Source organism: Streptomyces sp. NPDC050439, from assembly GCF_040655335.1.
Classification (GTDB): Bacteria; Actinomycetota; Actinomycetes; order Streptomycetales; family Streptomycetaceae; genus Streptomyces.
On the sequence record NZ_JBFAJT010000009.1, the window covers coordinates 278,875 to 293,379 of the forward strand.

Here is a 14,505-nt window from a genome sequence, read left to right on the forward strand (position 1 = left end):
CCGCACCACGCGCACGCGCACCCCGCTCCCGGAGGCGACCCGTCGAATGACCAGCTCCCCAGACGCCGCCCACCGGGAGCAGGTGTGCACCGCCGCCCTGCGTGAACTGCTCGACCTGCTCGCCCAGGACGCGCCGGCCGAGCAGTTCGCCCGGCCGGCCGCCGCGGCCCGCGCCGCCGGGGCCAGCGGCGCCCAGCTCGCGGCGGTCGACGAGGCCACGCAGACCGCCCTGCGCGTACGCCGCACCCTCAACCAGCACCAGCGCAGAGAAGCCGAACTGACCGCGCTGTTCGACACGGCGGGCGACCTCGCCGCGCTGCGCGACCTGGACGCGGTGCTCCGCGCCATCGTGCACCGGGCCAAGCTGCTGCTCCGTACGGACGTCGCGTATCTGTCCCTCAACGACCCGGCGGCGGGCGACACCTACATGCGCGTGACGGACGGCTCGGTCTCCGCCGCGTTCCAGAACCTGCGCCTGGGCATGGGCGAGGGCCTCGGCGGCCTCGTCGCGCAGACCGCCCGCCCGTACGCCACCGGGGACTACGAGGTCGACCCCCGTTTCCAGCACACCGCAACCATCGACAGCGCCGTACTGGAAGAGGGCCTGCACGCCATCCTCGGCGTACCGCTGCGGCAGGGCACCCACATCATCGGGGTCCTGTACGCCGCCGACCGCACCGCCCGCGCCTTCACGCCGGACGAGGGCGCGCTGCTCTCCTCGCTCGCCGACCACGCGGCCATCGCCATCGACAGCGCGCGCCGCATGGAGGAGACCCGGGCGGCGCTCGTCGACCTGAACGCGGCATCGCAGACCATTCGCGCGCACAGCGAGGCGCTGCGCAGGGCCGAGGACGCGCACGACCGCCTGACCGATCTCGTGCTGCGCGGCGGCGACTTCACCGAGGTCGCCACGGCCATCGGCGCCCTCCTGGACGGCGGCACCCTCATCCACGACGCGGACGGCACGGAACTCGCCCGCGTGGACGCAGACCCCCGTACGCCCCCGGGCAGGGCCGTCGCCGCCTCGCGCGCCAGTGGCCGGGCCGTACCCCTCGACGGCACCTGGGTGTGCGCGGTGCTCGCGGGCTCCGAGCTCCTCGGCAGCATCGCCCTCACCGGCCGGCCCGACCTCGGCGAGGCCGACCGCCGCCTCTTCGAACGCGCCGGGGTCGTCACCGCGCTGCTCCTGCTCCTCCGCCGCTCGGCCGCCGAGGCGGAGGACCGCGTACGCGGTGAACTCCTCGGCGACCTGCTCTCCCTCTCCGGCACCCCGGGCCGCCTCACCGCGCGCGCCCGCCGCCTGGACGTCGATCTGACCCTGCCCCACGCGGTGTTCGTCGCCCACAGCGAGGCGGCCTCCCGCCGGCTGCTGCTCTCGTCGGCCGCGCGCGCGGCCCGCGCCCACCGCGGCCTCTCCGGCCTGCACCACGACCACGTGGCCCTGGTGATCCCGGCCGACGACACCGGATCGCGGGCCCGCGCGCTCGCCGCCGAGCTCACCCAGGCCGCCGGGGCGCCGGTCACGGTCGGCGCCGCGGGCCCCGCGATCGGCCCCGAGGCCCTCTCCCTGACGCACGCGGAGGCGTTGCGGTGCCTCTCCGCCCTGCGCGCGCTCGGCCACACCGGGCAGGGCGCGGACCTCCCCGACCTGGGTTTCCTCGGCGTACTCCTCGGCGAGGACACCAACCTCGACTCGTACGTACGCCGCACGCTGGGCCCGGTCATTGACTACGACACCAGACGCGGCACCGAACTGATCCACACCCTGCGGGCCTACTTCGCCTGCGGCATGAGCCAGTCCAAGGCGAAGGACTCCCTCCACGTGCACGTGAACACCGTGGTCCAACGCCTCGACCGGATAGGCCACTTGCTCGGCGCCGACTGGCAGTCGCCGGAGCGGGCGCTGGAGATCCAGCTGGCGTTGCGCCTGCATGCGTACACGTCGGCGTCGGCATCGGTTTAGAGGGTTCACGGCAACCAATCCGCCCGGTGGTGGCAACTGCCCTGCGCAACGCACACCACCGATCTTCAGGGCGGCTACCCCACATGAAGCACACGAGAGCGACGCAGCAGCGGCACCGCAGGCGGCGGCAGATCAGCATGCGACTCGGCGTCCCGGTGGCCGTGGCGGCCGCGGCGGGTCTCGCGTACGGCACGGCGTTCGGCATGTTCGGCGAGGACGCCCAGCCGAAGGCGTCGGCCGCATCGGGCTCCGCCGGCGCCTGGGCGGCGGACGTGGCCGACGGCTTCGCCTCGGTCAACGCGCTGGGCCAGAACGGCACCTACGGCGGACGCGACGGGAAGACGGTCACCGTCAAGACGCTCGCGGACCTGGAGAAGTACGCGACGGCCTCCGACCCGTACGTCATCGTGGTCGCGGCGACGATCACGATGAACCCCAAGGGCAAGGAGATCAAGGTCGCGTCCGACAAGACGATCGTGGGTTCCGGAACCTCGGGCCAGATCGTCGGGGGCGGCTTCTTCCTGGGCCAGGGCGTGCACAACGTGATCATCCGGAACCTCACGATCCGGGACTCGTACGCGGGCACGTGGAACGACAAGGAGCACGACTTCGACGCCGTGCAGATGGACGGCGCGCACCACGTCTGGATCGACCACAACGACCTGCGGCACATGGCCGACGGCCTGATAGACAGCCGCAAGGACACCACGTATCTGACGGTGTCCTGGAACAAGCTGAGCGACAACAACAAGACCTTCGGCATCGGCTGGACCGAGAACACGACGGCCGACATCACGATCCACCACAACTGGTTCCGCGAGACGGAGCAGCGCAATCCGTCCACGGACAACGTGGCCCACGCGCACCTCTACAACAACTATCTGCAGGACGTGGCGGGCACGGACATCACGTCGTCCTACGGGAACTACTCGCGCGGCAAGACGAAGATGGTCCTGGAGAACAGCTACTTCGAGGGCCTCAACAACCCGGTGACGAAGGACAGTACGGCGTCGGTCGTGCAACGCGGCAACATCTTCAAGGGCACCAGCGGCCGCAACGAGAGCGGCGGAACAGCCTTCGACCCGAAGAGTTTCTACGCCTACACGCCGGACAAGGCGGCGGACGTCCCGGCGAAGCTGAAGGCGGGGGCGGGCCCGCGCGCGACGCTGGGCGTCACGTCGGCGAAGTCCGCCACGGCTCAGGCCACCCTCACGGTGGCGAAGGACGGCAGCGGCCAGTACAGAACAGTCCAGGCGGCGGTGAACGCCGTACCCGCGAACAACCCGTCGCGGGTCACGGTCGCGATCAAACCGGGCACTTACCGCGAGACGGTGAAGATCCCGTCGAACAAGCCCCGGATCACCCTCCAGGGCACGGGCGGCAGCCGCAAGGACACGGTCATCGTGTACGACAACGCGGCGGGCACGCCCAAGCCGGACGGTTCCGGGACCTACGGCACCTCGGGCAGCGCGACCGTCGCCGCCGAGGCGGACGACTTCCAGGCCCGCAACCTGACGATCTCCAACGACTTCGACGAGAAGACCCACCAGGACATGTCCGGCCACCAGGCGGTGGCCCTGCGCACGGCCGCCGACAAGGCGTTCCTCGACACCGTGATCGTCGAGGGCGACCAGGACACGCTGCTCCTGGACACGGCGTCCAAGGCGAAACTGGGCCGCGCGTACATCAAGAACTCCTACATCATCGGCAACACGGACTTCATCTTCGGCCGCGCGACGGCCGTGGTGGACCGCTCGGTGATCACCCTCAAGAAGCGCTGGGACGGCTCCTCGCAGGGCTACGTCACCGCGCCCTCGACCGCCCCGGACCGCAAGGGCTTCCTGATCACCCGCACCACGGTCAACGGCGACGTGTCCGCGCGCAGCTTCTACCTGGGCCGCAACTGGCACGCGGGCGGCGACGCGACCCTGGACCCACAGACCACGGTCCGTGACTCGTCCCTCAGCGCGGCCATCAGGACCACCCCATGGACGGACATGGGCGGCTTCTCCTGGAAGGACGACCGTTTCGCGGAGTACAAGAACACGGGCGCGGGCGCGGGCCCGGCCGGCACCGACCGCCCCCACCTGACGGACACCCAGGCCAAGGACCAGGAAACCGCCGACTGGCTGGGCAACTGGACCCCGACCCCCTGACTGCCCCACCCCCGGCCCCGCACCGCCACCTCACCCCGATCCGCTACCCTGTCTGGAACCGCCATCCATGGCGGCGCCACCTTGCCTTCGTAGCTCAGGGGATAGAGCACCGCTCTCCTAAAGCGGGTGTCGCAGGTTCGAATCCTGCCGGGGGCACAAGGCAAAAGGCCCCGGACCGATCTTGGTCCGGGGCCTTTGACATACCACCAGCCTTAACCTTCGGACACGGATCGGACATGTCAGGAACAGCGTGGTGAAGCGCGAGGGCGGTCGACCGGAGTACCAGGTGGGCGATGTACTGAGAGTCAGTTGCTCGCCGGCGAGGGCGCGAGTTGCCGATGTCCGGGGCCTCCACGTCTCCGTGGAGTGGCCCTGGGAGAAGATCGATCCGGACTCCCGGTTCCGATGGAACGGGCAAGTGGCCTTCCCCGTCGACCCTGACTCGTGGGAGTGGTCGTACACGCTGTTTCGCACCGAGCCGAGCCCTCACCACCTGAAACGTGGGGACTCGTGCAGCGTGAGCATCCCCGAGACTCTTGTTCGTGTCGTCGACATCTTGCGTCACGATCCGCCTCTGGACCTGGGGCGACTTCCTCGACCGCACACGAGGCTGGTCGTACTCCCCGTCGATGCTCCCTCTGACGTCCTCCAGGAGGACGAAGGGGTCACGATCGAGATCGAGTCCGCCGCACCCATCGAGATTGAACTGGTGGAGCGATCCAGCGGGATCGGGCCCGCGAGGCGGTGTCCGGGAGGTGTTTTATCGACCCGCCCCGAGCACGTGCCACCGACCGGATCGTGAAGGTCGACCAGTACGCCAAGGCGGGCATCGGCTTCTGCTGGCGGATCGAGCAGGCCGCGACGGGTGCCCGGTGGAGATCGACCTCGGTCAGGTCCGACCCTCGCGAGGATGGGTGCCCGCCGCTGTGCCCGGAAGGCCTACGACGGGGGCACGATGTCTTCGTCGCTCGCCCTTGTCCCGGTTTCGGGCTCATCCGCCGCGTACGGGTGGACGTAGCGGTCCTTGTTGAACGGGGTGAACCAATTGGTGATGGCCAGGGGGGTGATGCCCAGGGCCTCGCCTGCCTCGCTCTCGTCTATGCCGTCCATCGCGTCGTCGTAGAGCCACTCGTGGTCCATGTCCTCGTAGACCAGCTCGGCAAAGCATTCCAGGGCTGACGCGACGCCCTCGTCCAGGAGGCCGAAGGTGTCCAGCGTGACCTCGGCCTCGCGCAGCAGCAGTCTGAGCGCCAGTTCCTCGGCCACGCAGCTCAGCTGCCGGAAGCTTCCCTCGGTCAGGCGCGTCGTCAGGGCGATCGCCGTCACGAGGAAGCGGCGGGCGAAGCGGGCGTCGTACTGCAGGGCGTAACGCGGGGGCAGTTCGTCCAGGAGCCACATGGGGCCGTCGCATTCGGCGACATTCGTCGCCTCCCGGTCCAGGGCGTGCGCGTCCTGGAACAGCTCGTCCAGGAGGACATCCGTACCCCAGATCAGGGCTCCCGCGGCCAGCTCTGCGTCCTCGGCAGTGATGCCGGGGGTGGAGTCGGAGGGTGCGTTCTTCGGGTGCGCGGCGTCCTTGGTCTCTTCCTCCTCTGGCTCCGGTACGCCGAACATTCCCACTCCGAACGCCGCGAGCCTCGGGGCCATCGCCCTGATCTTGGCGCGGATCGCTTCGGTTTCCGCCGTCGTTCCTGCCGCGTGAGGGGACGCCGCTTCACCGGCCAGTCCCATCAGGCGCGCGCGGCGGGACTCGACGTCGTTCGGCGGGGCGTCCGGGCCGTCGGCCGCGTCCAGGCTCTCCCTCGCCTGGTCCGGGTGCAGCTCCACCTGGCAGCGCTCGACGGTCCAGTCCGCGAGCAGCTCCGTACGCTCCAGGAGTTCCTCCACGAGTTCGCGGACGGTCTCCTCGGCGAGTTCCAGCGCCGGGGCGTCCACGAAGACCTTCAGGAGCGCTCCACCGGGGTACACGCCCACAAATGTGTCGCGGAGACTGATCTCCGTCCCGTCGGGTCCCGCGATCTCCTCCACGGACTCGAAGCCGTCCTCAAGGAGAGCACCGGCGCCGATCCGCTGCAGCTCATCCATCTCCGGGGTACCGGCCGCTATCCGCGCGTCCACACTCACTGCATACGTCACGCACCACAGCCTCGCAGGCGAGAGCACCGCTTGCGCCCGCAACGCCTGCTTCCCACCCCTCCAGGGTCCGCCCGCACCCTTCGCGCATTCAACCTGTGTCGACCGGCCCGCCCTGGGAACACGGGAGGAGAAGCGGTGGCTTCGGGTTGTGATGGTGTTCTTTGCGCCGTGCCGCAACCGCAGCCGCAGCAGCCGTCGCTTTCGAGCTCCCACGGAGGTCGGCGCACTCCCGCGTCGCCGACCCCGTGGTAGAGGCGGGCCGGCCGTGGCCAAGGGGAGCCGCCGCGGCCGGGCCCTGCCAGTGATCGTCGAGAGGGCTCCCAAAGCTCTGTTACGTCCCCCTAATACGTACCCGGCCAACCCTCACCCACGCCGCTCCCCTCTCCCCCACCATGGGGACACACACTCAGGTAAAGCCGACGCGCAAGCCATGCCGTCGCCGCAGCCGAAGTCTCAGCCGCAGCCGCAGCCGTCGCCGCCTCGTCGACTACCCCCGGCGCGGCAGACGCGGACCACGGCGGTGGGTTCCCTCCTGGCGGCAACTGCTTGGGGGGTTCGCGTTTCTCGTTGTCGGACTCGGGTGTCTGTTCGGGCTCGTGTACGCCTCCGTCGACATTCCCGACGAGAACGACGCCGCCCGGCGCGAGGCCAACGTCTACTACTGGGCCGACGGCACCCAGATGGTGAGCACCGGTGACGTGAACCGGCAGAACGTGCGGCTCTCGGAGATTCCCGATGCCGTCGAGAACGCCGTCATCGCCGCCGAGAACGACACCTTCTACAGCGACTCCGGAGTCTCCCCCAAGGGCCTGGCCCGCGCCGCCGTCAACATGGTCCGGGGGCAGGAGACCCAGGGCGGTTCCACCATCACCCAGCAGTACGTGAAGAACACCTACCTCTCCCAGGACCAGACGGTGACGCGCAAGGTCAAGGAGTTCGTCATCGCGCTGAAGGTGGACCAGAGGAAGAGCAAGCGGGAGATTCTACAGGGGTATCTCAACACCAGTTGGTTCGGGCGTGGGGCCTATGGCATCGAAGCCGCCGCCCATGCCTATTACGGCATCCCCGCCCGCCAGTTGGACCCCGGCCAAGGCGCCGCCCTCGCCGCCCTGTTGAAGGGTGCCGAGCAGTACGACCCCTCCGTGAACGCGGTCAATCACCACCGCTCCGAGTCCCGTTGGAGGTGGATCCTCGACCGGCAGGTCAAGGCGGGGCTGATGACAGCCGAGGAGCGCGGGAAGTTCACCGTCTATCCCGAACCCCACAAGGAGTCCCGCACCACCAGCCTCGGCGGGCAGACCGGCTATCTCGTGGACGTCGCGAACAAATACATCAAGCAGCACACCTCCCTCACCGACAAGGACCTCGCGCGCGGCGGCCACCAGATCCACACCACCTTCGACCGGCACAAGGTGCGGCAGCTGAAGAGAGCGGTCGAGCGCGTGCTCGACCGCGAGATCGACCCGGAGAAACGCGCCGCCGACAAGGACGTGCAGGTCGGCGCCGCCTCCGTGCGCCCTTCCGACGGCGCCATCGTCGCCCTCTACGGAGGGTCCGACGCCACGAAGCACTTCACCAACAACGCCGACACCTCCGGCGTCCCCGTCGGCTCCGCCTTCAAGCCCTTCGTCCTCGCCGCCGCCCTCGAACACGGCATCAGCACACGGCCAGGCGGGCGCGGCACGCCGTGGCAGTCCGTCTCCGCCGGAAGCTCCTACGACGACAGCGGCCACCTGCGCGAATCCACCACCCCCACCCTCCGCCAGGCCCTCGCGAAAGGCGGCAACGCCACCTACGTACGCCTCGGCAAGGACGTCGGGTGGGAGCGGGTGCGGCGCACCGCCGTCGCGGCCGGGCTGCTCGAAGGCAGCATGGCGCGCCTGGAGCGGACCTTCCCCATCGGTACGTCGACCCCCAGCGCGATCCGCATGGCCAACGCCTACGGCACCTTCGTCAGCCGCGGTCTGCGGCACGAGCCGTACTCGGTGACCAAGGTCGTCAGGAACGACGACACCGGCGAGACCGTTGACGGGCTCGCGAGGCCCGGCGTCCGACGCGCGCTGGATCCCGACGTGGCCGACGAGACCGCCGACGCGATGCGGGGCGTCGGCGAGGCCGCCGTCGGCACGCCGGTCGTCGCCGGCCGCACCGGCGACCAGGACCGCCTCCGGTCGGCCTGGTTCACCGCCACCACCGACGAGCTCTCGACCGCCGTGACGATGTTCAGGAGCAATCCGGACAAGCCGCAACTTCTGCCCATGTCCGGTGTGGGCGGGGCGAGTTCACGGCACGGGAACGTCTTTCCCGTCCAGATCTGGCGCGATTACGTGAAGTCGGACACCGACCGCGGCGCCGGCACCGGGACGGGCAGCGGCGATCAGCCATAGTCCCGGCCCGGGGGCCGGCACCCTTCCCCAACCCCCCGCCCGGCTGTCATCGTTCCGATATGTATCCCTATGGGCCACCTCCCGGGCCGCCGCCCCGCATCGACGCGGGGCAACTGCGGCCCCGGCGGCGGTGGTTCGTCGTCGCGGCGGTGATCGCGGCGGTCTGTGTGGGCATCGGTGTCGCCAGCTTCCTGCTGACGCTGACCTCGACGGTGGACTCCGTCGAGGACGACAGGGCGTTCACGAGCGGGCAGTCCGTCACCCTGCGGATGGGACCCGACGACGACGCCGCCATCTACGTACGCAGCCCCTTCGTCACCCGCGCGCGCTGCGAGGTCGTCTCCGGCCCCTCCGGCTCCACGCCGCGCGTGACCACGCCCGAGAGCACCTTCACCGTCACCAAGGGCAGCGTCGAGTGGGAGCGGGTGTTCGTGCTCAAGACCGACACCGCGGCGGACTACCGCGTGACCTGCGACGACCGGCGCGGCGCCCTCACCTTCGCCCCCGGCGACGACGCCGACTTCGCGTCGTTCGTCGGCGGCATCGTCGTGACCGTCGTCGTGCCGGTCCTCGGCCTCCTCGCGGGCTCCGGCACAGCGATCATCGTCGGCGTACGGCGCGGCAGGCACCGCCGCTGGCTGGAGGCCCAGGCGTACTACGGCCACCGTTGACCCGCACGCCCACCGTTGACCTTCCCCCTGGGGCAGAGCCCATCGTCGCCGTGCCGGGCCACCGGGCCCGGTGACGGAGGATGCCCCCATGGACGCGCACGCACAGGCAGACGTACCAGCAGGCGGAGAACCGGCAGACGGCGAACCCCTGCTCACCATCGGTGAGTTCGCCGCCCGCGCACGGCTCTCGCCCAAGGCCCTGCGCCTGTACGACCGCCTCGGGCTGCTGACCCCCGCATACGTCGACGCCTCCACCGGCTACCGCCACTACCGCGCGGCGCAGGTGGAACACGCCCGCACCATCGTCCTGCTGCGCCGCCTCGGCATGCCGCTCGCGGACATCACCGCGACGGTACGGCTGGACGGCGACGGGGCGGGCCTTGCGGTCGCCGCCTACTGGGCGGGCGTCGAGGAGCGGCACGCGGAGCAGCGCACGCTCGTGGGGTACCTCCGTGGACGCCTGTCCGGAAGAGGATTTGAGATGTACGGGAAAGATTTCGAGGTCAAGACCTTCGACGTGCCCGAGCAGTACGTCATCTGCGAGAGCAGGCACCTGCTCTCCGAGGAACTGCCCACTTGGATCGACGCGTCGACCCGTCGCCTGGAGGAGGCGGCCGAGAGCGAGTGCGGCGGCATGGCGGACTCGCCGTTCGTCGTCTACCACGCCGAGGTCACCCAGGACAGCGACGGCCCGGCGGAGGCCTGCGTACCGGTCAGGGACGCGGCGGCGGCGCGGGCATGGGCGGCGAAGGCGGGGCGGCAGCGGGGCACGACCTCCCGGGTGGAGCCCGCGCACCGGATCGCCTACACCCGCATCACCAAGGCCCAGGTCTCCTATCCGCAGATCCTCGGCGCGTTCGAGGCGGTGGAGGCGTGGGTGGCCCGCGAAGGCCTGAAGGTCGCAGGAGCCTGCCGCGAGATCTACTTCGTGGAGTGGGACTCCGCCGGTCCCGAGGACCAGGTGTGCGACGTGGCGTTCCCGGTCACGACGGCGTAGGCGCCCCGCCGCGGGGCGCGGCCCCGCGGCGGAACGCTCAGCGCACGCTCTCCCGCAGCTCCTCGGGGCAGGCGGTGCCGCGCGGCAGCTGGTAGGGCGCGCCCAGGCGGTAGACACCGGGGCCGGGGGCGAGGAGTTCGGTCCACTTGTCGCCCTCGGCGTCCTCCTCGGCCTCCATCAGGCAGCCGTTGACGTTGTCGAACTGCTTGGGGCGGTCCTCGTCGTTCTCCCGCAGCCGCTTGGACTCCTCGGTCTCCTTGGGGCCCTCGACGCCCTTGCCGTCTGCGTCGACGATGCTGAGCCACGGCGAGTACGGCACCCGGATCAGGACGCGGCCCGCCTCCTTCACCTCGATCGTCATGCCGCCCGCCTCGGCGCGGTCGACGACCGCGGGCGGGTCGGCGAGCGGCGTCGGGTCGGTGACCTCGTACAGCTGCCAGTTGGAGTCCACCCACACCTGCTTCAGATACGGCAGGCCCCGCTCGACCAGCGCGGCCTCGCGCTTGCCGCCGTCACCGTCGGGCTCACCCTTGGGCAGCACGACGTAATGCACGGACCAGCGCTGAAGCCACTCGTGGTAGTTCGCGGAGTTCAGGGTGTCGTCGTAGAAGAGGGGGTTGCGCTCCATGTCCGCCTGGCGGTTCCAGCCGCGGGCGAGGTTCACGTACGGCGAGAGCGCGGAGGCCTCGCGGTGACTGCGCGCGGGCACGACCTCGACGCGGCCCTTCTCGGCGCCGACCTCCTGCAGTTCGTTGACGAGCGGCGCGAGCTCACGCGTCCAGGAGGCCTGGGGCGTCGTGTGCACTATGTCGTCGATCGCCTTGAAGCCGACCCAGCCGGTGAAGGCGACGAGGGCCAGGACGATCGTGTACCACTTGCGGGACTTCTTCACCGCGAACGGGAGCGCGGCGAGCAGCGCGACGCCACCGAAGGACATCGCGAGGCGGGAGATGTTGGAGCCGATCTGCGAGCTGATCAGCCAGACACCGAGCACGAACGCCGCGTACACGGCCGTGGTGATCCGCACGGTCTTCCATTCCTTCGGCACGAGGAAGAAGACGAGGCCGGAGCAGATCAGGGGCAGTGACGCGGACCCGAAGGACATCGGCTGCGTGCCCGAGAACGGGAAGAGCCACGCGGAAAGGCCCACGACGACGGCGGGCGCCACCCCGAGTGCGTACGCGCCGGGGTAGCGCTTGCTGAGGAACAGCGCGACGGCGACCAGGCCCACGAAGAGGCCGGCCACCGGGCTGCCCATCGTGGCGAGCGCGGCGAACGGCGCGGCGACCAGCGCCTTCGCCCAGCGCTTGTAGCGCCAGCGGTAGGGCCAGCAGAAGACGGCCGCGACGGCCATCAGCGCGAACATCTGGCCGAGGCCGTACGTCACGCGGCCCGACACCGCGTTGCAGAACAGCGCGAAGACACCCGCGAACGCGGGCCACAGCGGCTGCTTCACCGCCCGGCTGCGGACCAGGATCATCGTGAGGAGCGCGGCGGAGACCGTCCCGGCGATCATCATCGTCGTCCGGACGCCGAGCACCGACATCAGATACGGCGAGACGACGCTGTACGACACCGGGTGCATCCCGCCGTACCAGGCGAGGTTGTACGCGGAGTCGGGGTGCCGTCCGACGAACTCGGCCCAGGCGTCCTGCGCGGCGAGGTCACCGCCGCTGTTGGCGAAGGTGAAGAACCACACGACGTGCAGGACGGCCGCGGTGACGGTCGTGATGGTCACCGGGTGCCGCACGATCCGCTCCCAGCGGGGGGCCCGATCGGGTGTCACGGGGTGCGCTCCGCGCTGGGCGGGCAGCTGTATTCGCGCCCCGGTGCGGGTGCCGCCACCGGTGCCGGGCTCAGGATCGGCGTCGTCGGCTCGCGTCGGCTCCGCTGTTGCCACTTGCGGCACTCCCCGTGTCGTTCTGTCCGTCCGGGGGCCGCGCCAGGGGGTCCGTCCCGGAACACCCCGTCGCTCAGCCCCGGCGTACTGCTCCCCGAACTTGTGACGCTAGCACGCACGGCGCGCACGGAGCCTGGGGCGGGGGCTCCGTGCGCGAGAGGCCGGCCGGCTTCGGCCAAGGCGCGGGCACGGGCGGCGGCTTGCGCCTGCGCCCATGCCCGCTCCCCTCTGTACGTGCCGCTGTCGCTGCCTCTGTACGTTGTGCTGCCCCTGCCTCAGCCGACGCGCTGGAGCTTGGCTCCGAGGCCCGGCTCGGCCAGGTCCTTCTGCAGCGCGACGGGCACCTCGACGGCACCTTCCTTGCCGTCGCCGACGCTCAGCACGCCCACCGTCGTACCGGCCTTCGCCGAGTGCGGGATGGTGACGCCTGCCTTCTCGCCGAGCTTCAGCTTGACCGTCAGGCCCGACCAGCCCGCGGCGGCGACGTCCTTGGTGGCGACGACCGGGGTCGTGCCGCCGAGCCCGTCGTCGACCTGGCCGACCACCTCGCCCTTCTTCACGATCGTCTTGGCCTCGAGCTCGCCCTGACCGGCCTCGATGAGCTTGCGGGTGACGCCGGTGACCTGGTCGATGTTGGCCACGCCGTTCTCCCCGTACTGACCGAGGGCGGCGCCGATGATCGTGCGGGTCTGGCCGCCGACCTTCTTCTCCGCGGCGAAGAGGATGTTGCCGCCCGCCGCGGTGGTGGTGCCGGTCTTGATGCCGATGGCGACCGTCGGGACGAGCCCGAAGAAGTTGTTCTGCTTGTCGCCGTTGAGGTCCTTGTAGCTGGGCTGGCGGGAGATCTCGTTGAAGACCGGGTCCTCCATCGCGGCCCGGCCCAGCTTCACGAGGTCCTCGGCGGTCGAGACGGTCGTCTTGTCGAGGCCGCTCGGGTCCGTGTAGTGGGTGTTCTTCATGCCGAGTTCCTTGGCCGTCTTGTTCATCTTCGCGACGAACTCGTCCTCGGAATCGCTCTTGGTGTCCCAGCGGGCGAGCAGCTTGGCGACGTTGTTCGCGGACGGCAGCATGACCGCCTGCAGCGCCTCGTACTGGGTGATCTTCTGGCCCTCGGTGACCTTGACGACCGACTCGTTGCCCGCCTTGCCGGTGGTGTAGTGCTTCTCCGCCGCGGCGTCGACCGGGATCTTCGGGCCGGGGTTGCCCTTCTTCAGCGGGTGGTCGCGCAGGACGAGGTAGACCGTCATGACCTTGGCGATGCTCGCGATCGGGACGGGCTTCTGGTCGCCGGACGTGCCGAACGTGCCGATGCCGTTCACGTCCATCGCCGCCTGGCCCTTGGCGGGCCACGGCATGGACGGCTTGCCGCCCTCGAAGGTGACGGTCTCCTGCGCGGTCAGCGCGAGGGTGGGGGTCGGCAGCGGACGCACGGCCTGTACGACTGCAAAGACGACGATCAGGAGCAGCACCAGCGGCGTCCAGATCTTGACCCTCCGCACGGCGGTGCGGACCGGGGTCTCCGGGGGCGGCGGAGTGTTGGTCAGCTCGGCGAGAAGATCAAGCGGCGGGCGCGGGGGCAGCGGCTGCTGGGTGGTGCGTTCGGGCCCGACGTTGGCCTTCTCTGGCGTGGCCTTCTCTGGCGTGGGCGCCTTGGCTCCGGGGGGCGTGGCTGCCGGGGCCTGCGGGGCGTCGTCGAGGGGCTTGAGCGCGACGAACTTGCTGGTGCGCTCGGCGTCCCCCTCGGGCTTCGCGGCAGACTTTGCCTCGGACTTTGCGTCCGGCTTTGCGTCCGGCTTTGCGTCCGGCTTCTTGGCCCCGGGCTTGTGGTCGCCCAGCTTGAGCATGGTGGTCGGCTGATCGACGGCCTTCGGCGACAGCGCCTTGAAGACGGCGGTGGCCTGGTCGACACCGCCGGTGGGGGCGTCGCCGGAGGACTCCTCGTCGGCGTCGGCGTCGGCCGAGGACTTGGGGCCGCTGCCGGTGCTCTCGCCAGCACCCTTGCCACCAGAGGGCTTGCCACCTCCGGCGGCGCTGGCTGCGGCACCCGAGGCGGCGGCGCCGGCCTTGGGCTTGGCGCCAGCGGTGGACTCGGGGGACTTGGCGTCCGCCGTGGACTCGGGGGACTTGGCGTCCGCCCTGGGGTCGGTGGGCTTGGCGTCCGCAGTGGACCCGGCGGGCTTTGCATCCGCCTTGGGGGCGGTAGGCGCAGCGTCCGCCTTGGGGGCAGTGGGCTCGGCGCCAACCGTGGACTCGGCGGGCTTTGCATCCGCCATGGGGTCGGCAGGCTTGGCGTCA

General features: G+C 70.4%; 8 protein-coding genes, 1 tRNA gene and 1 pseudogene. 7 read left to right on the forward strand and 3 right to left on the reverse strand.

Features of this window, described 5'->3' with window-relative positions; genetic code table 11:
• Positions 1 to 46: 46 nt before the first annotated feature.
• The 4 genes and pseudogenes from AB0I66_RS33730 to AB0I66_RS33745 all read left to right on the forward strand — a co-directional run.
• Positions 47 to 1,963 (forward strand): helix-turn-helix domain-containing protein, encoded by a 1,917-nt coding sequence (locus AB0I66_RS33730; protein ID WP_363211796.1) that lies wholly within the window; start codon positions 47 to 49, stop codon positions 1,961 to 1,963.
• An 83-nt stretch (positions 1,964 to 2,046) separates the two neighbouring features.
• Positions 2,047 to 4,119: a pectinesterase family protein gene (locus tag AB0I66_RS33735; protein ID WP_363211797.1), complete on the forward strand. Its 2,073-nt coding sequence runs from the start codon at positions 2,047 to 2,049 to the stop codon at positions 4,117 to 4,119.
• Between the two features lie 83 nt (positions 4,120 to 4,202).
• Positions 4,203 to 4,275 (forward strand) — tRNA-Arg (locus AB0I66_RS33740).
• 630 nt (positions 4,276 to 4,905) lie between these two features.
• Positions 4,906 to 4,986: pseudogene (locus AB0I66_RS33745) on the forward strand (Uma2 family endonuclease); the annotation flags it as partial.
• A 72-nt stretch (positions 4,987 to 5,058) separates the two neighbouring features.
• On the opposite strand, the gene AB0I66_RS33750 reads toward AB0I66_RS33745, so the two are convergent.
• Positions 5,059 to 6,255, reverse strand: a complete 1,197-nt coding sequence (locus AB0I66_RS33750; RefSeq protein ID WP_363211798.1) for a hypothetical protein — start codon at positions 6,253 to 6,255, stop codon at positions 5,059 to 5,061.
• Between the two features lie 596 nt (positions 6,256 to 6,851).
• Here AB0I66_RS33750 and AB0I66_RS33755 point away from each other — a divergent pair.
• The 3 genes from AB0I66_RS33755 (at position 6,852) to AB0I66_RS33765 (ending at position 10,310) form a co-directional block, all read left to right on the forward strand.
• Positions 6,852 to 8,642: a transglycosylase domain-containing protein gene (locus tag AB0I66_RS33755; protein ID WP_363211799.1), complete on the forward strand. Its 1,791-nt coding sequence runs from the start codon at positions 6,852 to 6,854 to the stop codon at positions 8,640 to 8,642.
• Positions 8,643 to 8,701: 59 nt separating this feature from the next.
• Complete coding sequence (locus AB0I66_RS33760) at positions 8,702 to 9,313, forward strand: serine/arginine repetitive matrix protein 2 (RefSeq protein ID WP_363211800.1); 612 nt, start codon at positions 8,702 to 8,704, stop codon at positions 9,311 to 9,313.
• Positions 9,314 to 9,401: 88 nt separating this feature from the next.
• Positions 9,402 to 10,310 carry a MerR family transcriptional regulator gene (locus AB0I66_RS33765; protein WP_363211801.1) on the forward strand — a complete coding sequence of 303 codons (909 nt, stop codon included), beginning with the start codon at positions 9,402 to 9,404 and terminating at the stop codon, positions 10,308 to 10,310.
• Between the two features lie 37 nt (positions 10,311 to 10,347).
• Here AB0I66_RS33765 and AB0I66_RS33770 read toward each other — a convergent pair whose 3' ends face one another.
• Positions 10,348 to 12,210: a glycosyltransferase family 87 protein gene (locus tag AB0I66_RS33770; RefSeq protein ID WP_363211802.1), complete on the reverse strand. Its 1,863-nt coding sequence runs from the start codon at positions 12,208 to 12,210 to the stop codon at positions 10,348 to 10,350.
• A 275-nt stretch (positions 12,211 to 12,485) separates the two neighbouring features.
• Positions 12,486 to 14,505 (reverse strand): serine hydrolase (locus AB0I66_RS33775; protein WP_363211803.1); only part of this gene is annotated, 2,020 nt, incomplete at its 5' end.